The 22,902-nt window shown below is 47.0% G+C and carries 16 protein-coding genes; 8 read left to right on the top strand and 8 right to left on the bottom strand.

The features are described from left to right. Positions 1 to 3: 3 nt before the first annotated feature. Entirely contained in the window at positions 4 to 720 is a 717-nt protein-coding gene (gene rph / locus K0504_RS09180; RefSeq protein ID WP_220103888.1) for a ribonuclease PH, read from the bottom strand. Between the two features lie 245 nt (positions 721 to 965). Between rph and K0504_RS09175 the strand changes: the two genes are divergently transcribed. The 8 genes from K0504_RS09175 to K0504_RS09140 all read left to right on the top strand — a co-directional run bounded on the left by K0504_RS09175 (position 966) and on the right by K0504_RS09140 (position 9,934). Beyond that, positions 966 to 2,594, top strand: a complete 1,629-nt coding sequence (locus tag K0504_RS09175; protein ID WP_220103887.1) for a mechanosensitive ion channel family protein — start codon at positions 966 to 968, stop codon at positions 2,592 to 2,594. Between the two features lie 87 nt (positions 2,595 to 2,681). After that, positions 2,682 to 3,551, top strand: a complete 870-nt coding sequence (locus tag K0504_RS09170) for a YicC/YloC family endoribonuclease (protein ID WP_220103886.1) — start codon at positions 2,682 to 2,684, stop codon at positions 3,549 to 3,551. Between the two features lie 315 nt (positions 3,552 to 3,866). After that, entirely contained in the window at positions 3,867 to 5,117 is a 1,251-nt protein-coding gene (locus tag K0504_RS09165; protein ID WP_220103885.1) for a tyrosine-type recombinase/integrase, read from the top strand. 1 nt (position 5,118) lies between these two features. After that, a complete protein-coding gene (locus K0504_RS09160; protein ID WP_220103884.1) occupies positions 5,119 to 5,457 on the top strand; it encodes a hypothetical protein in 339 nt (112 codons plus the stop codon). 196 nt (positions 5,458 to 5,653) lie between these two features. Next, positions 5,654 to 5,956, top strand: coding sequence for a type II toxin-antitoxin system HigB family toxin (locus K0504_RS09155; protein ID WP_001926661.1), 303 nt, complete (start codon positions 5,654 to 5,656; stop codon positions 5,954 to 5,956). 31 nt (positions 5,957 to 5,987) lie between these two features. Next, on the top strand, positions 5,988 to 6,359 hold the full coding sequence (locus K0504_RS09150; protein ID WP_000354815.1) for a helix-turn-helix domain-containing protein: 372 nt from the start codon (positions 5,988 to 5,990) through the stop codon (positions 6,357 to 6,359). A 25-nt stretch (positions 6,360 to 6,384) separates the two neighbouring features. Then, entirely contained in the window at positions 6,385 to 8,793 is a 2,409-nt protein-coding gene (locus K0504_RS09145; RefSeq protein WP_220103883.1) for a TOTE conflict system archaeo-eukaryotic primase domain-containing protein, read from the top strand. Positions 8,794 to 9,262: 469 nt separating this feature from the next. Then, complete coding sequence (locus K0504_RS09140) at positions 9,263 to 9,934, top strand: hypothetical protein (RefSeq protein WP_220103882.1); 672 nt, start codon at positions 9,263 to 9,265, stop codon at positions 9,932 to 9,934. 334 nt (positions 9,935 to 10,268) lie between these two features. On the opposite strand, the gene K0504_RS09135 is transcribed toward K0504_RS09140, so the two are convergent. From K0504_RS09135 to K0504_RS09105, 7 genes are all read right to left on the bottom strand, one after another. Beyond that, positions 10,269 to 10,982: a M48 family metallopeptidase gene (locus K0504_RS09135; RefSeq protein WP_220103881.1), complete on the bottom strand. Its 714-nt coding sequence runs from the start codon at positions 10,980 to 10,982 to the stop codon at positions 10,269 to 10,271. Then, positions 10,982 to 14,092, bottom strand: coding sequence for a type I restriction endonuclease subunit R (locus tag K0504_RS09130; protein ID WP_220103880.1), 3,111 nt, complete (start codon positions 14,090 to 14,092; stop codon positions 10,982 to 10,984). The genes K0504_RS09135 and K0504_RS09130 overlap by 1 nt, the downstream gene beginning before the upstream one ends. 180 nt (positions 14,093 to 14,272) lie before the next feature. Beyond that, positions 14,273 to 15,424 (bottom strand): RNA-binding domain-containing protein, encoded by a 1,152-nt coding sequence (locus K0504_RS09125; RefSeq protein WP_220103879.1) that lies wholly within the window; start codon positions 15,422 to 15,424, stop codon positions 14,273 to 14,275. After that, entirely contained in the window at positions 15,403 to 18,030 is a 2,628-nt protein-coding gene (locus tag K0504_RS09120) for a TrlF family AAA-like ATPase (protein WP_220103878.1), read from the bottom strand. Before K0504_RS09120 ends, K0504_RS09125 begins: the two co-directional genes overlap by 22 nt. Beyond that, a complete protein-coding gene (locus K0504_RS09115) occupies positions 18,023 to 19,420 on the bottom strand; it encodes a restriction endonuclease subunit S (RefSeq protein ID WP_220103877.1) in 1,398 nt (465 codons plus the stop codon). The genes K0504_RS09120 and K0504_RS09115 overlap by 8 nt, the downstream gene beginning before the upstream one ends. Next, positions 19,413 to 20,459: a PDDEXK nuclease domain-containing protein gene (locus tag K0504_RS09110; RefSeq protein WP_220103876.1), complete on the bottom strand. Its 1,047-nt coding sequence runs from the start codon at positions 20,457 to 20,459 to the stop codon at positions 19,413 to 19,415. Before K0504_RS09110 ends, K0504_RS09115 begins: the two co-directional genes overlap by 8 nt. Continuing rightward, the gene (locus tag K0504_RS09105; protein ID WP_220103875.1) at positions 20,456 to 22,897 is read right to left on the bottom strand and encodes a type I restriction-modification system subunit M; all 2,442 of its coding nucleotides are present in this window, start codon (positions 22,895 to 22,897) and stop codon (positions 20,456 to 20,458) included. Before K0504_RS09105 ends, K0504_RS09110 begins: the two co-directional genes overlap by 4 nt. Positions 22,898 to 22,902 lie beyond the last annotated feature (5 nt).

The raw sequence follows: 22,902 nt of genomic DNA, 5'->3' as shown, positions 1-22,902 counted from the left end.
TGATTAATCCTCCAGCGCTTTCTTCTGTTCGGCAACAATAGTGTTAATGCCACCTTTGGCGAGTTCTAACAGCTCACCTAATTCATCAAACGAGAAAGGCTCGCCCTCAGCCGTTCCTTGCACTTCAATCAACTTGCCATGCTCGGTCATCACCACGTTCATGTCGGTTTCAGCGGCAGAATCTTCCACGTATTCCAAATCACAAACCGCATTCTCACCAACAATACCGACAGAGACCGCCGCAATCATAAATTTAAGCGGGCTTTTCTTTAATTTACCTTCGGCAACCATCCAGTTGAAGGCATCAACCAAGGCCACACAAGCACCGGTAATCGCCGCAGTGCGGGTACCACCGTCAGCCTGAATCACATCACAATCTAACGTGATGGAGTAATCATTGAGAGCCTTTAAGTCCACCGCAGCTCGCAATGAACGCGCGATGAGGCGTTGAATTTCCAAGGTGCGACCACCTTGTTTGCCACGCGCCGCTTCGCGATTGCCTCGCGTATGAGTTGCACGCGGGAGCATGCTGTATTCCGCGGTAACCCAACCTTGGCCAGAGCCTTTCAAGAAACGCGGCACCGAATCGTCAACAGACGCAGTACACAAGACTTTGGTGTCGCCAAATTCAACCAATACTGACCCTTCGGCGTGACAGGTGTAATTGCGAGTAAATTTGATAGGACGGGGTTGTTCAGGGGCTCTTTCGTTCGGGCGCATGCCGGCTCCAGCTTAGTTGTAATTCAAATCGGCACTAGTATAACGATGCGCGCAGCGGTTTTCTCAAAAACTTAGTCTTCAAGCCAAGTAACCATAATGGGGGCATTAACCTACCGCGCAGTGCCGGTAATTTGCTGCGCCTAAAAAATGAATGTGTGAATCCGTGGCAGATTTTTCAATTGCCCTAAAATCTCAACTAATATGAACAACATGCATCATTATTCTAATTGCAGTAGGGCTTAAATATGGCCATGTTTCGCCATTTGACAATCGTCTTCGTTATTTTCTTTTGCGCCAGTTTCACAAGTTTGGCCGAGCCGCCCACCTTAAAAAGTATGCTGAGTGGCGAAACAGAGCAGCAAGACCAAGCTCCCACTAATGCCACTCAGGTCCCACCCGATGAACAGGTGGTGGTTGATGAATTCAACCGCGGCTCACCTCGCTCTGCGATGGAGGGGTTCCTCAACGCCACCAATCGTAACGACTTTGAGTTAGCCGGACATTACCTAGATACGCGTAACCTGCCACACGATGTGGCCGCTATTAGCGCAGCGGATTTAGCGAAGCAATTGAAGCAAGTGCTTGATCGCAAACTGTGGGTCGATCTACATGCCCTGAGTCAGTCAAACTCGGGCGTCAGCCAAGATGGCTTGCCCAATTACCGCGATCTAATCGGAAAAATTGCCACGTCCGATCGCACGGTGAGCATTTTTATGCAGCGGATCCCCCGTGGTGACGGCGCTTATATTTGGAAAATTTCCAATGCGTCGATTTCACACGTACCGAACCTATACCAAGAATATGGCGATGGACCCATTGGGGAGCTGCTGTCGCCTTACCTGCCATCATTTCAATTATTGGGCATGCAGAGTTGGCAGTGGGTGATGGTAGTTGCCATGTTGGTTGGTGCCTACGCCGGGACTTGGCCATTGTTTTGGCTCGCACAGCGTTTTTTTCGCAAGCAGCATGAGCATTCTGATCTCATTCAGCACTTTATTTCCGGACCGGTGCGCTTGCTTACCATCGTACTAATTGTGCGTAGCCAATTTGACGTACTGAGGCCGTCGATTGAAAGCCGCGCGATTGCCGAAGGGCAAACCCTGCTAATTGTCGCTTGTACTTGGGTCATCGTGATCAGTTTGGAGTTGTTGCGCCAGCGTACCCGCCGCCAATTATTAGCAAAACACAAAGACCAAGCCGTGTTATTGCTCCGCCCATTATTCAATGTATTAAAAACCTTGGTGGTGCTGTTTGCTCTACTCATTTGGTTAGAAAATCTAGGTTTTCAAGCCACTACAATTTTGGCCGGGCTGGGCATTGGTGGCTTAGCCATCGCCTTGGCGGCACAAAAATCAGTCGAAAACATTATTGGCGCCATTACGCTGTACATTTCAACGCCGGTTAAAGCCGGCGATTTTTGCCGATTTGGCGATCAAACGGGGATTGTGGAAGAGATCGGTTTGCGGTTTACCCGAGTGAGAACGCTCGACCGCACCGTCATCAATATTCCCAACGCCACCTTTGTCGATCTCCATTTAGAAAATTTCGCCGAGCGCGAGAAAATAAGATTCAATCCGGCATTGAAACTACGCTTAGATAACAAAGCCAGCGACATCGAACGCGTGCTGCTCGACATTAAGCAAGCACTCACCGAGCACGCCATGATCGACTATGACCCAGTGAGAGTAAGACTGCAGAGTTTTACCAATCATGGTCTTGAGTTGAATATTCTGTGTTATGTCAAAACGACTGATTTCAATGTTTATTTAGAAGTGGCTGAAGCCCTTAACTTGACCATCCTCAGGATTCTGGAAGAAAACCAAGTGACGCCGGTCGATCAAGGCCAATATAGGCTGGTGAATCCAGCAAGCTGACGCCATAATGGACCGCCTTTTGAAAAACCTATTTCAATGCTCCCGCCGTTGCTTCGCCAACGCCATTTGAGCCACAAGGAATTGAACATGAGCATTCACAGCATGACGGCGTACGCGCGCCACGAAATTAAAGCCTCTTGGGGTAGCGCCGTATGGGAAATTCGCTCGGTAAACCAGCGTTACTTAGAAACCTTTATGCGCATTCCCGAGCAATTCCGCAGCCTCGATCCTGTATTGCGTGAACGCTTTCGTAAAGCCATGCAACGCGGCAAAATTGAATGCAGCCTGCGTTACGAGTTTCAACAAGCAGATAATAGTCAGCTGCAGTTAAATGAATCGCTGGCCCAAGAAGTCATTTCGAAAGCACGTTGGATTAGCGATCATGTTGGCGGCTCCATGCACGTCAATCCGGTTGATGTGATGCAATGGCCCGGCGTGATGATGGCCAAAGAGCAAGACTTAGATCAGATCACCAAAGACGTATTGGTCGGCTTTGATGAAACCCTCAAGCAATTCCTACAAGCCCGTAAGGCAGAGGGAGAAGCACTCAAAGACTTAATCACCACGCGCCTAGATGGCGTAGCCGAACAAGTCGCATTAGTTCGAGAGCATCTGCCCGTTGCAGCTCAGTGGCAACGCGATCGCATCATGACTCGCTTGGAAGAAGCCAAAGTCGAGCTAGACGCTGGCCGACTAGAGCAAGAAATGGTCATGATTGCGCAAAAATCAGATGTTGCGGAAGAGCTTGATCGGCTCGACACTCATGTAGCGGAAAGCAACAAGATCCTTAAAAAAGGTGGCGCCTGTGGCCGTCGTTTAGATTTCATGATGCAAGAGTTCAACCGCGAAGCAAATACCCTGGGCTCTAAATCCATTACGACCGATATTACTCAGGCCGCTGTTGAATTGAAGGTACTCATCGAGCAAATGCGCGAGCAGATCCAGAATATCGAATAGTCTTTTCACCCGTCCAAGAATGTCTTAAAAGCCCTGTTATTTGCTTGTAAATACAGGGCTTTTTTATTTTTCCCGTCCAAATCGGTTTGCAGATGCCCGTTACCAACTACCTGTTTAGTGGTGGGCAGAATGGTGGGCAGCCCCCTCATTTTGGCTCAATAAGCGTTTTGCGGTGAGCAAATTGGTGGGCAGTAAGTTGCCAAATTTTCGCATTTAACTCGCCACCACAACAGGTTAGCTGCTGATTCAATAAGCAAATCGGTGGTGGGCAGCCATTATTGCCCCCTCCATTATTTCAGCAACTATGGAGTAAACATGGGAAAACTCACAGCAAAACAGGTTATTGCATACAGCAAAGCCGACCCCAAAAAATATTCAGATGGTGAAGGTCTATACTTTTGCGTCCGCAAACAAGGCTCGCCTTACTGGATGATCCGCTACACCACCGCCAAAGGAAGACGAGAAGCAACCTTGGGGAAATTTCCTTTAATGTCGTTGGCAGACGCCAGAATTGCCGCAGCATACTTTCGAAAGGAAGTACGTGACGGCATAGATCCTCTTCTGGAAAAACAGAAAATCGAGTTACCTGACATTGAAACCGTGGATCAACTGTTCCATGACTGGTATAGAACAGACCTGAGTCGACGACTGAAGCATCCCAAGATCCCGTATCGGGTTTACACCAAAGAGATAAGCCCAGTCATTGGCATTAAGTGTATTTCTGAGGTGACCGCACGCGATGTGCGCGAAGTATTGGAACGCATTCGAGAAAGTAACCGCCCTACCATTGCCAACGACACCTTGATGTACATGAAGCAGTTGTTTCGACATGCAATTAAGCTCGACTTAACGCTGAATAACCCAGCCGCAGCATTTACCGTGGACGATGCCGGTGGCGTGGAGTCCAGTAAAGACAGGATGCTCAGCAAAGAGGAAATTCTCTACGCTTTTAGCGTGTTCCATACCCATATCAATAGCTTTGGCCGCGATAACTACCTCGCTTGCTGCCTGTTTTTGGTCTTGGGCGTGCGTAAAAGCGAACTATGCGAAGCCATGTGGCGTGAAATGGATTTAACCACGGGCGTGTGGGACCTACCCAAGGAACGAAGTAAAACTGGCGTGCCGATAAGCATTCCCTTACCACGCCAAGCCATTGCCTGGTTTAACGAGCTGCAAATCCGCGCTTGTGGCTCGCCTTATGTTTTCCCAGCCAGACGAGCAAGCCATCGTCCGCATATGGGGCCAGATACACTGAACCGTGCTATTTCTAAGCTGTTTGGTCGCGAGCCTGGGCGCAAAAAGCAGCCACCCAATAAAATGGGCAAACTTGAACACTTCACCGTACACGATTTACGCCGCACCTTTCGCAGCCTTGCCGCCTCTTTAGGCATTGCAGGCAATGTGGCCGAACGCTGTCTTAACCATAAGCTAAAAGGCGTTGAGGGCATCTACGACCGACACGATTACTTCGAAGAGCGCCGTATTGCCCATCAAACCGTGGCTGATGCGATCGAACCGCTGGTGAACTTTGAGCCCGCTTCACAACACCACACAGGAGGGCGTTAGCATGCAACTGATGATGCGACTCGCCCCCATTACCTTTCCAATAGCCATGCTGGCAGGGCTTGGTTGGTGTATTGGCATTGCCTTACTCGAACAAACTTATGGCGTAGGCTACACACTTACCCGATATTGCCTGACGACATTGGTGGTTCTCGCCCCGTGGCTGACGCTAAAACTCACGTTCTACGTGATTGTCAGCCTAGGACGTAAACTAGGACTCATCCCGCCTGCACGCCCAACGTACAGCCTAGGTTATGAAGAATCACTCTATTGGTTCAGAGTATTGGCGTTCTTCGATGGCAAACGCAGCCGTATGCCAAAAAAGCCATACAGGCGAAACTAACTAGCCACCCACTTGCTCACTTACCGTGGGCAGTTGGGACAATGGGGCAACACTTGATACCGCAAGCTTTAGAAGGTGAATAAGAGGGATTTGAACCGCCCCAAGGAATGGGGCAATTGGGGATGCGGTAAAAACTCCTAACCGCATCAAAAATGCCAAACTTGCAAAAGTCCCAATATGGGACTAACATCTATTTATGAGAATTATCGCACTATCAACCTTAAAAACATTTTGGGAAGACAGCCCAGAATACATTGACGCGAAAGAGCCAACGTTAGCGTGGTATAGGCATGCATTAAACGCTGATTGGGGATCACCGGCGGATGTGAAACAGGACTTTAGAAATGCCAGCATCCTCAAAGATGGGCGTGTCGTGTTTAACATTGCCGGTAATAAATACCGGTTAGTCGTTTGGATCAATTATGCCTACAAGGTGGTTTACATAAGGTTTATAGGCAGCCATGCGCAATACGATAAAATTGATGTACAAACGATTTGAAGCCAAAAGGTAGTAACAAGAGGTAAATATAATGGACATCAGACCTATTAAAACAGATGCCGACTACCGCGCGGCATTAAACGACATCGAAAACCTAATGATGGCGGAGCCTGATACCGTCGAAGGCGAAAAGCTGGACATTTTGGTTACGTTAGTCGAGGCCTACGAAGCAAAGCATTTTCCAATGGATTTGCCAGACCCTGTTGAGGCAATAAAGTTTGAGATGGAGCGCAAAGGCTTAACCGTTAAAGATCTTGAACCCATGATAGGTAAAAGCAATCGTGTTTATGAAATCCTAAACCATAAGCGATCACTCACGCTAAAAATGATTTGGAAACTTCATGAAGGGTTAGGTATTCCAGCAGAGTCGCTGATCAAGCCACCGCAAGTTCGCGCTTCATAGTGCTTCGAATCAAAATTAGTTTGTTATGAATGACGCTCGTTACCCAAACATTTCTGCTATTGATAACAGGCTAGCTGAGCTTGAAAACGAAAAGCAGCAGCTTCTCGCATTAAGAGAGGCTTTGCGTAGCGCTCAAAACGAGCGTTCAGTACAGACATTCACACCAGCACAAAAGGTCGCCCTGTTCAGACAACGATTTCGTGGACGAGAGGATATCTTTGCCAATCGTTGGCAAAATCAACAGGGTCGCAGTGGCTATTCCGTAGCCTGTGATAATGAGTGGGTAAACGGGGTTTGCAACAAACCCCGCATTAAATGCCAAGACTGTTCACACCGAAAGTTTAGCGAACTAGACGAGCGCATTATTTACAGGCACCTTGCCGGTCATCAAGTGGTGGGGCTGTATCCCTTACTGAAAGATAATACGTGCTATTTGTTGGCAGCCGATTTTGACAAAGGCTGTTGGCAAGAAGAAGTCAAAGCAATGTCTAAAGCGTGCCAAGCGTTTGATATTCCGCACGCGATAGAAATCTCGCGTTCTGGCAACGGGGCGCACTTATGGATCTTTTTTGACACCAATATCCCAGCGAACCAAGCTCGGGCACTGGGTTTCGCTTTGCTTGATAAAGCCATGGAAATATTTCCAAATCTTTCGTTTGACTCCTATGACAGGCTCTTTCCTAACCAAGATGTACTTCCTGAAGGCGGGTTTGGCAATCTCATTGCGCTACCACTTCAAAAGGAGGCTCGCCTTTCAGGCCGTAGTTGCTTTGTTGACAGTGATCTGAATGCCATCGATGATCAATGGCAGTACCTTGCTGGGCTTAAAACGCTCACTCAGTCGGGTATTGACCAACTCATAACAACCATTTCACCCAATACCCTATTACTGTCCGAACAAGGGCTAACAGACAACCGCCCACCTTGGGAAATCACAGCCAAAGCCGCACCAATAAAATTAGAGTCTTTGCCGAAAAACGTGACTATTACCTTGGCCAACCATATCTACTTTTTGATGAGCGAGTTACCTGGGCCACTACTGGCAGGACTAAAGCGATTAGCGAGTTTTTCTAATCCTGTGTTTTTTAAAACACAAGCGTTGCGCTTTTCAACCCATGGCATTCCGAGGTTTATTTCCTGTGCTCGTATTGAAAACGGTTATCTAGCACTACCGCGAGGCTGTCTCGATGACGCGATTGCTTTGCTACAAGAGCACAATATTTCGCCACTATTTGACGATAAGCGTGAAACCGGCAAACCATTATTAAAACTTACCCCCGAGTTCACTTTGCGAAAGAACCAGCGAGACGCAGTGGCCGCAATATCTAAACATGACTTCGGTATTTTGCATGCACCCACCGCATTTGGAAAAACGGTTACAGCCATTGGTATGATCGTAAAACGCAAAGTAAATACCCTAATACTGGTTCATAGCCGACAACTGCTCGAACAATGGCAAGAGCGCTTACGCACATTCCTACCAGAAGTAAACATTGGCAGTATAGGCGGTGGCAAAAGAAAGCCGAGTGGCTTTATCGACATAGCCACCTACCAAAGCTTGGTCAATAAAAAAGACAACTCTATCTCCCCTCTCATCCAAGACTATGGCCACATTATTGTTGACGAATGCCACCACCTATCTGCACCAAGGTTTGAAATGGTACTCAACGAGGTAAGAGCAAAATATGTATTGGGCCTTACAGCAACACCAGAGCGACAAGATGGTCATCAAAAGATCATTTTCATGGCGGCAGGGCCCATTCGCTACAAAGTGAAACAAAGCCCTGATGAGCAATTTACTCAAACCGTGATGATTCATCAGCTCTACGATGTACCAGCAGCAGAGCTAATAAAAACAGATGAGCGCCCCAAAATAAGCGATGCCTACCGCTGGCTCGTCGATAACCAACAGCGCACTTCAAAAATTGTCTCAGACGCCTCTCAGTGTGTTCAAAATGGTGGACACCCGTTAGTCCTTACAGAGCGTAGAGAGCACGCAGAGTACATACACTCACGACTTACCGAGATGGGTATAAGCACTGTCGCACTCAAAGGCGCCATGAAAGCTGCGGAACGCAAGAACGCTGACAATCATCTGCAATCGGCTCAAGTCGTCGTCGCAACAGGAAAATATGTAGGCGAAGGGTTTGACCTACCAAGACTGGATACGTTGTTTTTGGCTATGCCAATCGCATGGAAAGGTACATTGGCTCAATATGCCGGTCGTATTCATCGTGAATCGGAAGGCAAAACACAAGTCACTATTCACGACTATGTGGACTGCGCTTTCCCTATGCTGCAACGCATGTTTAAAAAACGCGAGAAAAGCTACAAGGCTATGGGGTACGCCCTTGAGTACATTGATGACAACAGTAACAAGCAACCTTCATTGAAGTTAGAAAACATCCCATCACCAAATACCAAGCCAAAATAAACAGCAGCACTTCATTAAACACTTCCCCATGCCTTTACCCCCTTACGCCAAAACCACTATCCGTTTGGCTTTTGGATCGAAACGCCAAACAGGGAAATTTGCCCATTTACTGTTTGGCTTCTCGATTGAAATCCAAAGCTGGTAGGCCTTGCCGGTACTGGCTTAAAGAAAGGTTTGGCACTTTTTGCCCCCTAAACCGACCTCGGCATCAAAGTACAAACCGTTTGATTTTTTAAGCCCAGAATGCAAACGATCGTTTGGCGTCTCGATTTTTTTGCGCTAGCCAAATGCCGCCAAACAGCACCGTATTGGACTATGTATATCAAACAGTTAGCCGCGCACTGCCCATAACATAAAGCCGTTTTGACTGGTTAGTTTGATGGCCATTTCTTTCATCTAATTCACCACCGAGTCTGCGTCCGACCACTGAAAATAGACGACATGAAAAACCAACAAGGTGGTAAGTGACGTGTTATGGGCAAGTGGCAACGATTGGGATAGAGAATGGATAAAGCAGGTGGTCGATTTACTAGTTGGGCATGGCGCGTTTACCCTCTACCCAGCACTAAGCCAGTGCGATAATGCCGCCGAACGTTTAACCCGCTGGCTGACCTATCAGTTACCGCGCGTTAAACAAGCACACCCTGGCTGCCCGATTCACCAATGGCTGAATAGTATTGGCGCACAAGAGATCGTAGAAAAATGGCAGCACCCCGAACAATGGCCAAACCTGTATTGGCTGCCTTTACCTGAGGTTGATGGCCATGCGCAAGGCGGGTTAGTTCTGTTACCGGCGCATTTATTACCGATATCCAACACATTGCCGCAACGTCATACTCCCGCCAACACCTGTATTTTTTGGTGCATCACGCCTTTATCTAAAACAGGAAAACGCGCTACCTTGCACCCCAAACAGCAAAATCGCGCCTTTTGCCTGCCCAGTTCGCCGGAGCAAATAGGAAAATCATGCACGGGGTTATTACTGAGAGGCTTGAAAAAAGAGCGCCAAAAACGAAACGCCAACGTGATCAGCCACCAGATCAACCTAGCGCTGCTGCACCACCTTTGTGGACCGGAGAATGATGCGTGGATTACGAGCAAATGCTTTGTTAACGAGAACGAAACTCAACAACAAGGCTAAATAGCTTGATATTTTTCATCAAGAGCACCATAATTCACTCAAGTTCTTCGGAACTGGTTGAACCTTTACCCAGTGTTTTGGTTCGTGGCTGCGCCTCAGTCGCCGTTAAGACTGGGGCTTATCTCTTAAAAACTACCCGAAATCACAAGCCCCAGAAACGAGTAACCCCTCGCAGGGCGCTGATCTAACGGGTAGCGGGAGGGGTGTTGTTGGTGCGATTTTAATATTAATAAAGCTGAATGGCCATCTATTCATACCATCTCGTGATGATCCACGAAATGGTCAGCAATATCCGTTAATACCCCAGTTCACCTGCATTAAACAAAACCAAACTTTAATAAATCCAATTATTGTGTGCTAAAGGCATTCGGTTTAACAAATCTCGACGCTCTCGCCAATCGGGAAGTAGCTTATCCATATACCCCTTGAAGCGTTCATTGTGATTACGCTCAAGCAAGTGCACCAATTCATGCACCAGGATGTACTCCAAACACTCCGGTGGCTTTTTAGCAAGTTCTAAATTTAGCCAAATACGCTTTGCCTGAATATTGCAGCTACCCCATTTGGTTTTCATCTTTTTAACGCCCCAATCGGCAGCGATAACGCCGATCTTATCCTCCCAAATAGGCAATAACTCAGCGATTCGCGCTTTAAGTTCATCTCGATAATATGAGCTCAGTACCAGAGCCTTGTTCTCAAGCGTTGTTGCGGGATTAACATATAAATGCAATCGACCACGACCTAAGTTGATTTTATGCTTCCCGGAACGCTCGATAAGATTCAGACGATAACGCCTCCCCCACAGGTAATGACATTCACCGCTAACCATTTCTCGATCAGATTGGCGAGGTTGTTTGGCAAAATCACTCTGCTGTTTCTTGATCCAAGGAATGCGACTAATCACTGCCATACGGATTGCGGTTTCTGTCATAGATTCAGGAGCAGAAACGCGCACACGCCCATCAGGTGGCAGTACGCTGATATGGAGATTTTTAATTGCCTTACGATTTAACTGCATCGTAATAGAACCAATTTCTACCTTAGGCATCAGTGGTACTCTTTTTGCGCTTTTGCCAGTTCCATTACACCCTGAATATCCACCTCATAACCCGCCGTTTCTTCTCGAACCGCATTGGCAATTTCTCGTTCCTTAAAGCGATCACCTACCCAATCCGCTTTTTTGGTATAACGAATGGCACTATCTATTTTGGTAGCCAGTAGTTCATCTTGACCAAAATTATCGTAAAACGCGCGTTTGGGATTAGAGTCCATCGATGGCGGATAGTTAGCCGCTGTCTGCTCTGGACGTATAACCTTACGAGATAGCTCGCGGATTTTTTCCAGATACTCTTGATATTCAATCGCTTTTTGGCGACGAAGCTCAATCAGCTCGTCCAATAACACCGACATTTGCTCGTAATACTTGGGGTTAACCGGGTTTTCATCAACGATGGTTTTACGCACATTATTTTCGATGGTTTCGGCCATGGCTTCCTGATTCTTACGAATACTTTCAGGCAAAGCCTCCACGGCATCAGCGCCTTTTTCAACAATGAGCTCAATTAGCCCCAGCTCTTCAAAATCCATCAGTACTTCGCTGTCATCCGCACGAATATACATATCTAACAAATGGCGCATGGCAGGCTCAAAGCGTTTCATTTCTACCAAATCGCCACTGGCCAGTTTTACTTCGTCACGGACTTTCTCAAAATGAGCCACTTCTGTTCTTATCGAGTCCACATCTTGCCCAGAATAGCCTGCATCAGGCATTTCATTGGCGATATTGGCGAACGCACGCAGCAGTTTGGCAACGTTCTGATAAAGCGTTAAACGCAGCGCTTCTTTCTCGGTGAGCTCGTCTTGGTTCAGACCTGACTTACCACAAAAATAATAAATGTAGTCTTCCGTGTTGCGTGGCGCTTTTACCGGCTCACACAAGGCTCGCACCATTTCCAGAGCATTATCCAAATCTAGCTTGGCCTGCTCTAAACGATCTTTCAGCAGCCCGGCAACGTCTTCCTTGTCATAACCATCAAATGCGCCTTGAGTATAATCAGAAATCGCTTTATCCAACGAGCGGAACAGATCTTTGTAATCAATGATGTAACCGTATTCTTTATCATCGCCATCCAAGCGGTTCACGCGGCAAATGGCCTGAAACAGGTTGTGATCAGCCATCTGTTTGTCGATATACAAATAGGTAGCCGAAGGAGCGTCAAAGCCAGTCAGCAGCTTATCGACCACGATGAGCAAGCGCATTTGCCCTGGCTCATCAATAAATTGCTTTTTAACTTCTTTTTCAAACTCTTCAACTCGGTTAGCGGCCTTGTCTTCCGGTTGCTCGAAGTAATCCGCAAGCATCTTGCGGTAAATATCGTACTTAAAGAGCTTTTCTGTTAAACCTTCACCAGTTTCTTCCCCTTTAATGCTTGCAGCAGTCGGTTGAAAACTGGTGACAATAGCCACCTTACCGGCTAAATCTGTTTGACTGAACATTTCATAAGCTTTACAAGCTTGATAGACACTAGAGCAGACCAACATGGCATTGCCGTAGCCATCCATCAGGCGTGGCTTGGTGTCCATATCCAGCAAGATATCATTCACAATCTGCTGCAAACGCGATTTACTGGACAGCACCTTTTGCATGGTGCCCCATTTCTGTTTCAACTGGGTTTTCGCTAATCGAGATAAGCCGCGTGTTTTGGCCTCAAACCATTCATCAACCTTTTTCTGCGAAGTGACATTTTGGTCAATGTCTCGTGCTTCATAGCGCAAGTCGAGCACCACCCCATCGGCCACGGCTTCATCAAATTTATAGGTGTGAATGTAAGGGCCAAATACCTCAACCGATTTCTTCTTGTCTTTCTTCATCAAGGGGGTGCCGGTGAAGCCGACAAACATTGCTTCTGGCAGGATGGACTTCATCGCTTCGTGCAACTTGCCCGATTGAGTACGGTGACACTCATCCACAAACACAAACAAATCGCCTTTGGCTTTAAAGTCCGATGGTAGGGATTTCTTTAACTCGGCAATAAACTCATCCGTCGCGGTATCGTTTTCCGAATCAGACTGCCGACCAAATTTATGGACTAAAGAGCAAACCAACCAAAGGTTGGGCTGATTGAGCGTCGCCACCAAATCGGCACCACTTTTGGTGCGATAAATATCTTCCTCAACACCGGTGAACACTTTTTCAATCTGCTCATCCAGCTCAGTACGATCGGTCACGATCAATACACGGGCGTCTTTGACGTTTTCGCGTATCCATTTGGCCAGCCATACCATAGTGAGGCTTTTACCAGAACCTTGCGTGTGCCAAATAATGCCGCCTTCTCGCCTTGCGATATGGCGTTTTGCCGCTTCAATACCAAAGAATTGATTGTGGCGACAGGTCTTTTTTATACCCGCATCGAAAACAATAAAATCATGGATAATTTGCAGCAAGCGCGCTTTGTTGCACACGCGGCTCAGGTGAAAGTCGAGTTTATGATCGTATGGCCCTCTATTTGGCTCATGGCTGCTGCAATCTTCCTTCCACTCTAGGTAATGTTTTTCAGGGGTTTCAATCGTGCCGTAACGCAAGCCTTGGGTATCGTTACCCGCCATCACCAATTGCATGCTGGTAAAAAAGTTACGAATAAAATCTTTCTTCTGATTATCGAGGTTCTGGCGAATACCTTCAGAGACAGACACCGAAGAGCGTTTTAGCTCAATCACACCAAGCGCGATACCATTGACATACAACACAATATCTGGACGTTTCTTATTCTCGCCTTTAATGGACACTTCTTCGGCAATGGCAAAATCGTTTGCTTCTGGGTTTTTCCAGTCAATCAGCCACACAGTTTCATTAAGATGGCCAGCACCTTCTTTGTCTTTCACGCCGTAACGCAGCAGGCGATAAACCTCTTTGTTGGCGTAATAGAGCTTTTTACCTTCGCCCAGTGCTGCTGCCGTATCCAATTGGCGAATAGCACGATTGATCAACGCCTCGCTGACGCCGCGTTTTTTTAGCCAATCAACGAGGATATCCACTTCAATATTTTTATTATTAGCGCGATCCTGCCAATCGCCTAAATAGCGATAGCCTAAGTCAGTTTGAAAAAACTGAACGATACGATTTTGGGTAGCGCGCTCACGCTGACCAACGTTACTCATCCTAACCTCTAATCAATTCGAAGCTTGTTTCCCTTGCCAATCAAGCAACGATCAAGCAAATTTTATCCATTTAAATCAATAAATTACTACCAAGCCAGTTAGATTCAGCACCACTCAGTCAAGCAACGATCAAGCAAGTTAGACTTTTGAGCACTTAACGCTACCAACTGTACTCGCTATTCATTGAGTTCGCTTAATAATGGCCTTGAACGCATTGCCAGCTCTGTCGTCAATAAACTCAATGTCTGAATACGCTTTTATCGCTCGTTTTATGCCGCTCCCCAAGCCTCGATATGGCAACACTTTTGGAGCAAACGAGGCCAAAATTGGGTTTCTAACATTCGAGTTACCCATTTTGATATTTTCTATCGTTAAGTTATTGGGCAAGTGACCGGGGCTCACGATTTCAATTCGATCTGCAAACACCAAAACCTTAATCGGCGCGGATACAAAGTAATCGCGATGAATAAGCGCATTGGCAATAAGCTCTTCAAGCACGATTCGCGGAATTTCTGGTTCACCGACCGAGTTGAAGCTTTGTTCATTCTGCTCATGGCGAATGTTAGCCAACACAAAACCCAGAACCTTTTGGAATACATCCGATTGCTTGCCGTTAATATCCTGGCTGTCGATATAGTGCTCGTCTTCGATATCAACACCCGGAAAAGCCACCGCTTTTACCATAAAAACCGGTAAGCGTATTTGTGGTCGTGATGCAAACAACAAGGCGCCGCAGATATTAAGCTGCCCGTTCTTTGCCAAATTCATGTTTTCAAGCAGTTGAACACGGGATACGTCTTGATCTTCAACTCGTTCGCCGTATTCCCTTTCAAAAAAAGCGTCAAAAAACTCTTGGTCTATGTCTGTAACAGAACTACCGCTAACAGGGGTCTCATCAGCGTGTATCAGTGCAGCTTCTTGAAACATTCTTTGGAGTTCTTCGCGTGCGGTCACTCTTCGTTTGTCAGATCCGCTTTTAACCCAGATATACCCATTAGTATCCATGTACGGCTTGTTTAAACCCGCTTCAACGGTGACTAGCAGCACCTTCCCAGTTGGCAAAGTGAAATTCTGAGTCATTGGGTTTATGGCGGGCCTAATGTTATTGGATGCAGCATTAGAGATCCGATTATTAATCTCTCGAATATTTTCGTCTGTTAAACCTGAAATAGTCCCATCGTCGTTTACACCAACGAGAATGTAGCCGCCTTTAGAGTTGCAAAATGCGGCCATTTCAGAGGCCAATGAGTTCTCATTATTAATGGTGGCTTTAAACTGATGCCTTGAGTCTTCACCGTTGGCAATAATCGCTAAGAGTTCTTCGGTTTCCATGCTTCATATACCTGCTTACGTTTTTCGAAGGCTTCGGCACCACCTTCCATAATACTTACAATGCGCTGTTGAACGTCAGCACAGTCAATGCTGCCGTTAACCAACGCGATATGGTCATCTTGATACTCACAGGCAATTACCTGTTCCGCATCACCCAGTACCGGAATATTGGCGTTGTGTGTCGCGAAGATAAACTGGGTAGAAGGCTTAAGCTCTCGGATCAGCTTGATGACATCGTCATAGATAGTTTGGTTGTCCAAATCATCTTCTGGCTGATCAATGATCACCACGTCGTTTTCTTGCTGACTTAACACAAACAGCATCAACGCCGATGCCCGTTGCCCCAACGAGTGGTGCGCCAGTGCTTTGCCGTGATACTCGATGGTAAACACATTCGGCACTTGCCAAGTTAACAAGGCTTCTAAGTTGTCTTCAAAATACTGCCAGAAGGTATCAAAAGACCCGCCAAGCGTGCTTTTCAGCTTTTCAACGTCGCGATAGGCCGATGCAAAGTCACTGTATTCATCCACCACACTTTGCAACGTCGCTTCACGAATACGGCTCCCTCGATACAAATCTTGAATGTGCTTAAGCATGGCAGCCTTATTCGCTTTAAATTGCGGCACAATTTTAAGGGGCGAATCAACCCGATTGATCTTACTCAGCACCTGCTCAATGGTGCGGTACTCCTCCAGCCAAAGATCATTAAGCTGCGCTAATTCACGTTCTAGGGATTGATTCAAATCCGCATACTGCTGCTCGCTTTTGGCGAGTACGGCTAACATTTGATCGGCTTGGTCTAACAAGCTTTTAAGCTGTTTAAATTCTTGCGGGCTAATTGCCTGAGCACCGGCTTGCTTAAGCTCTGTGGCCAGTTTGCGTTCAATCTCGGCAAACTCTTCTTTTAGCGCCTGTTTTTGCTGCACAAAGCCAGCCAGCTTCTGTTGTAATAGCGCAACCGTACTTTGACCCGTTAGCACCGTTTGCTTAATGCCATCAAAGCCAGCAATCAACTGCTGGTAGGTTGCAAAAAAGTCATCAAAAAATATCTGATTCTGGGCAGACTTATACAACGCCTGATTTTTTAGCTCATCTTCAAAGCTGGCGACAAAACTATTGAGCTCGGATAGATAATGCTCAGCACCTTGAATGACTTGCTGTGCTTTACGTTCGTCGCGCTCAAAGTCAATTTGCTTTTGCAGCTTGGTTTCAACACCGTGCTGCTGATAAAACTTGAGCTTAAATTCGGCATCTTGTTTTTTCTGCAACCATTCTTGCTTTTGCGTTGCCGCTCGGGTGAGGCGTTTAATCTGATTAATCGCGTCCACCACCCGCTGACGGCCCAGCTCAATTTTTTGTCTAACGGGCACCAGAGCTTCGCCAAGCAGCTTTTCAATCAAGTCTTTTTCAAAGCCAGCGCCCGTGCTGGAAAGATCTTTCTGACCAAAGTAGATCGGCTGATGCAATACCGTTTCACGCACCGACACGCCCGGTTGCAACTGACCATTCACATACACATCGGGGCGCTCACCCAAGATACGGCGGATTTGATAGGGCTGGCCGCGGCGGTCAATGGCGTCGATGGTAATTTTGCCACCACTACGCAGTAAGTGTTTTACCAGCCCCTCTTTGTATTCCACATCCGACGACTTATCACCAAAGGGGATATTCAGCGCGTAACGTACGCCTTCCAACACGGATGATTTACCACTGCCACGAATGCCAATCAGGGTATTGAGCTCAGGTGAAAGGCAAATTTCTGTGCCTCCTAAAGTACCCGCCCCTTCAAAACGGATTTTTTGAATATAAGAATGTTTATAGCTAGGCAGCTCGGCGCGGACTCGGGAGGCTTTATCGCGCAACGCAAACTTGACCGCCTCAAAGCTGAATGAGCCAAGCTTTAAGTAGCTTGCCTCTTTTCGTGCCGCCATATCCGCAAGGTTCTTGCCATCACAACCTTCCACTTCAGCCGGATATAAATGACCTAATGCCTGCTGGATTTTAGCGCGTTCATCACGGGTGCGCACTTTTTGAAAAGCCAAGGCTCTACGTCTTACTGTCGCGTTATCAAATAAATCCTTTATTCGCCCTGGTGCGAGTTCTTTCCACAACCCCTTTGGTGCTTCGACGTGGGCAAAAATGAGAAAGTAATCTTTGTGAAATTTATCCAGCTCACGCACGGTGTCGACAATATCGTGGTTCGAGCGCGCATTTTCATCTTCAAAGTTCGCAATACCCGCGAAAGTCAGGCTGAGAAACGTTTGAATATGGTTAGTCTGTTCTTTGTTGTTAAACCATTCATCGGAAAATATCACCAAGGTATGCACACCAGCCTGACCATCCTTGATGGATAACTCAATGCCCGGCAACAAACCAATGCCTGATTTTTTGGCTTTTTTGCACAGTGCCTTAAATTCATCTACATCAAATTTATTGTGGTTGGTGATAACCCCAAGACCAATGCCCGCATTCGCAAGCGCCGCAACATACTGGTTAGCATAGTCATTTTCTTCACCAGTATAAGTAAATTCTTTATCGGCCCGAGTATGGAGGTGGAAGTCGGCTTTTAACCAACGACTTCCGTACGCAAATACAGATTCACTCATGAATAACCTCCTTTGATGACTTGATTAATCGCGTCTTACCCGTCAGCAGTTCTTGCATCATGCCTTGTTTGATTTGGCGGGTTTTGCCAAGGCGTTGTTCCAGTGCCTGAATCTCTGCGTCCATATCGGATAGGATGGTGGCGATGGCGGTTTGTTCGTACTGAGAATTGGGGACTATCAAATTAAACTCTAAAACATCATCAGTATTCACATAGATCTGTGTGCCAGGCTTAGCCATCCCCACGATTCTTTTGTGAACTGAATCAGAATTGATGAGAAAGTGTAAGAATTTCGATTGCACACCTTCTTTAGGTGTAAGCCTCATCGTTCGCTGATTCATGACATAGGTATCATCTGCTTCAATTAAAAGCACTCTGCCAATTATTGTCCCGACAGCCGTCTTATCGTTTAGGATCATTGTTAAGTCATCACAGCTAAGTACAAATCTTCCAATCTCATTTTTAAATTGTTTGTCAATATAACTACCTGTTTCGATATATCTACCTGATTCAGAATAGTTACCTATAGAAATTACCTTGTAGCCATCATTTGAATTGAAGTATTGCTCTTGAGCTTTCCCATTTTGATAACCGCATAAACTACCTAAAGCGTGTACCTCCCAATCATCCGGTATTTCCCCTAACTCACTTGGTTTGGTGCCTTTTGGCATGCCATCTTCCCGCAAAGCAAATTGCGGCAGGCGGGTGCGGCCGGTGAGGAGTTGTTGCATAGTGGCGGTTTTGATGGCCTGTTTTTTGGCAATCAGTTTTTCCAACTCGCGGATCAGCGCATCGACATCGGACAGCGCATTGGCGATGGCGGTTTGTTCTTCTTTTGGAGGTAGAGGTAGTTCTATCAACCTCATTTTGTTCATTCCAAAAGCTGCTTGCGAGGTAGAATGTAATTCCGATTTGAGTGTTTTTTGGAAGAGTTCCGAGTAGAAAAACTCCATCAAATAGACTGGTTCAATGTTCTTCGGCTGCAATAAAATGACATTAGCGCTTAGCGCAAATCTAAAGGGAACTTGAGGTACAAACTTTGGCACTCCAATAGTTCCAATTTTCCCAAAAACAATATCTCCTTTTTGGAGTTGGAAGCTTTTTTCTTGCTTGTCTACTGCTTTAGATATAATTTTCCTACTTGCAGTCCAGTCAACTTCCTTACTGTTAATGAAATCACTGATGCCAATGTATGGCTCACCATTCGATGATTCTGGTGGCGTTCTGTGATCTGGTTGCGGGTCAATAATACCGGCTAGTTCTTCTATTGTCGCAACATCCCAATCTTCAGGAATCACCCCCACTTCTGTCTGCTTATAACCAACAGGCACAGCCTTCTCTGCTGCTTCCACCAGATATTTTGCACTCACTTCTGCAACCTGATTACTCATCTCTTAACTCCTGCTGTTGCAGTTGTGCTGCGGCCTGTTCGCGTTCGCGCTCCAGTTCCCGTTTCAGCTCTTCTTCCGTCGGCAGGTAAGGCAGGTATTTGGCCGCAAATAGCTGTTTCTGATCCGCCAATACTGAGTACTTCACCACCGCTTCGCTTTTTTCGCTGCATAGCACTAGGCCAATGGTGGGGTTGTCGTCATCACCCTTGCGCTGTTCATCGTACAGACGCACATAGGTATCCATCTGGCCAATATCTTGGTGTTTCAGCTTGCCCAGTTTCAGATCAACCAGCAGAAAGCACTTGAGCTTGAAGTTGTAGAACACTAAGTCGATATAAAAGTCTTCATCCTCAAAGCGGATACGCTGCTGGCGTTCAACAAAGGCAAAGCCTTTGCCCAGCTCTAGCAGGAATTGTTGCAGGTTGCTGATAATGGCCTGCTCCAGCTCGCTTTCTTGGTAGCTGTTATCTTGCAGGTTTAAAAAATCGAGAATGTAAGGGTCGCGCAGGTAATCCTTGGCGCTTTCTGCCAAGGGTTGCGTATTGGCTTGCGCTTCTTGTTCGACTGGCGCTTTTTCTTGACTGGCTAACAGGCGCTCGTAGTAGAGCGTGCTGATTTGGCGTTCCAGTGCGCGGGCGCTCCAGCTTTGGCTGATGGCCTCTTGTAAGTACCAATCACGCGCTGCGGGATTTTCCAGACGTAACAGGGTGCGATAATGAGACCAACTCAATTCGGTACGCAGTGTGTTCCGAATTGGAAAGGTTTGATAAAACGCCCGCATATTGCGCAAGTTTCGCTCATCAAATCCTTTGCCTAAGCGCTCGGTGAGCTGCCGAGAAAGCTGCTGCAACTGCTGTTTGCCGTAGGCGGCGCGGCTTTCGCCCTGCTGCTCCTGCTCAACAATCAAACGGCCAATTTGCCAGTAGCTTTGCACCATTGCGCTATTCACTGATTGGCGAACTTGGTTTCTGGCTTGCTCAATCTGGCCGGCAATCGCCTCCACCAGTTTGCTCAAGCCCGTGGTGTTTAATGCTGTCATAGCGCCCACTCCAGCCCCATCGCTTTTAAGTGAGCCGCCACTTTTTCGCTGAGGTTTTCTACCGATTGAGTGATGGCAGGCAGGGGTTCGCTGTAGCGCTCTTCCAGTTCTTTTACACGATTGGCCAATTGCTGGGTAACGCGCTCGATTTCGGCGATGATATGGCTTTCAAGCGTTGCCAGCCATTTATCGTCCACAATCAGGGATTTGATCTCATCGATACTGAGTTTGGGATATTGCTTACATACCGCTAAATCGAGCGCATCTTGCGCTTCTTTTAGGGCTTTTTTAGCATCGGCCTCAGCATCAAACAGCTTTTTGACTTGTTTTAGTGCGGCTTTTTCATCCGGGTCGCTGGCGAGTTTTAAGCGCGCCGTGACCGTGGATTTTGTGACTTTGTCTTTGTCGTTCAGCGCATCATTCAGCAAACCGTCTTCGCCACCGCCGGAGCCTGATGAAGAGTTTTCTTCAAGGTAGGTTTCTAGCTCTTGGCTGGCGCTATCTAATAGCGATTGCAGCGTATCGACTTTGGCTTGTTCAGCAGCAAAAAAGCGCGCGACGATGAGCGCAGGGGGAATAAGTTCGGCTTTGTATTTGGCTTTACCAATCATTAAATCAGGGGTTTCTTTGAGCTTTTCGCCTTTATTCACCACCAATTCACGCAGTACCTTGCCCGCTGGCCAGCCGTCTTGCACCAGTACATACACATCGTCTTGCATGCTATCGGCCCAGTAATCCATCAGGATCTGGTAGATGTCGTATTTACTCAGTAGCGGCGTTTGGGCATAGCTTTGCAGCAAATCTTCGCTGATGCGATGAATAATATGTTTAGGTAATTCACCTTGCTCAATGGTGTGCAGGTTTGAGCGCTGCGACCACTCAGTAAAGGGCACTAGGCTTTGTGCAGCAAAGGTTTTGAACTCGTCATGGTTCAGAATGGTGCTTTTCACCTCTGAGGCTTTGACCAAGGCTTCGCTATACCCTTCACGCGCATGTTCAAATAACGTTGCTCGAATATTCGGGAAAACTTGCCAGTAACGCTCTAACGCATCGATGTCGCGGTTTGGAATGCCGCCTTGAAGATGAGCGCTTAAATCGTGTAAGTCTTCCGGTTCGCTGGAATCAATATAACGCGGAATATTCAGGTTGTAGTCGTTACCGGCAATTTCACTGAGCGGCACCATACGCGAGTAGCGTGGCAGTTCTAACTGCTTGGTAAAAACATCGACGATTTTGTGAATATCCTGGCTGCGCAATCGGTTTTTGTTGCCATCTTTGATAAAGCCTTTGCTGGCATCGACCATAAAAATCCCGCTGCGAGCGTTCGCGTGCTCTTTGTCGATGACAATAATGCAGGCAGGAATCCCCGTACCGTAAAACAAGTTGGCCGGTAAGCCGATAATGCCTTTAATGTACCCTTGTTTAATCAGATTCTCACGGATGCGCGCTTCGGCATTGCCTCGGAACAAAACGCCGTGAGGCAGAATCACAGCGCCTTTGCCGGTACTTTTTAGGCTCTTAATGATGTGCAGCAAAAAGGTGTAGTCGCCGTTTTTCTCTGGTGGTATTCCCCAACTGAAACGGCCAAATTCATCTTCAGTGGGGTTAATGCCATTGGTCCAGTTCTTATTGGAAAAAGGGGGGTTAGCAACTACGAAATCAAAACGCTTTAATTCACCGTTATTCTCTTTCCACTCAGGGGAAGAGATAGTGTTCTGGCCTTTCACGATTTTTGCGGTGGCGTTGTTATGCAAAATCATGTTCATACGAGCCAATGCTCCCGTACTTCCTTCTTTTTCCTGCCCGAAAATAGACAATCCACGTGGCGCTTCATCACTGGCTTTTAACAATAGGGAGCCAGAGCCACAAGTAGGGTCATACACGGTGGCATCTTGCGGGGTGTTGCTATTAATACCTATCACTTTAGAAAGGATGCGCGACACTTCCGACGGTGTATAAAACTGGCCTTTGGATTTGCCCGATTCGGTGGCAAAGTGACGCATCAGATATTCATAGGCATCGCCTAGCAGATCATCACCATCAGCACGGTTGTCTGAAAGGTCTAAGCCTTCAAATATTCCAATTAATTTGGAAAGGCAGTCGATCATATCCTTGCCTTTGCCAAGCTTGTCTTCGTCGTTAAAGTCGGCGACGTCAATCACACCTTTGAGGTCGTTTTCTTCAGCGAGCGCACTGATGACCTTATTGATTTTATCGCCGATTTCTTTGTCGCCTTTTAGGGCAACCATGTCCTCAAAGCTAGCACCTTGTGGCACCACGATCATGCCGTAAGGGTCACCTTTGTATTTGTCGGAGACGTACTTCATAAACAGCATGGTCAGCACATAGTCTTTGTACTGACTGGCATCCATACCGCCGCGCAGCTCGTCGCAGCTGGCCCAAAGGGAAGAGTAAAGTTCGGTTTTCTTAATGGCCATTTGGG

It is taken from the genome of Neiella holothuriorum (genome assembly GCF_019457915.1).
Classification (GTDB): Bacteria; Pseudomonadota; Gammaproteobacteria; order Enterobacterales; family Neiellaceae; genus Neiella; species Neiella holothuriorum.
Note: the sequence above shows the minus strand (reverse complement) of the source record. Positions and strands in the feature narration are given on the sequence as shown.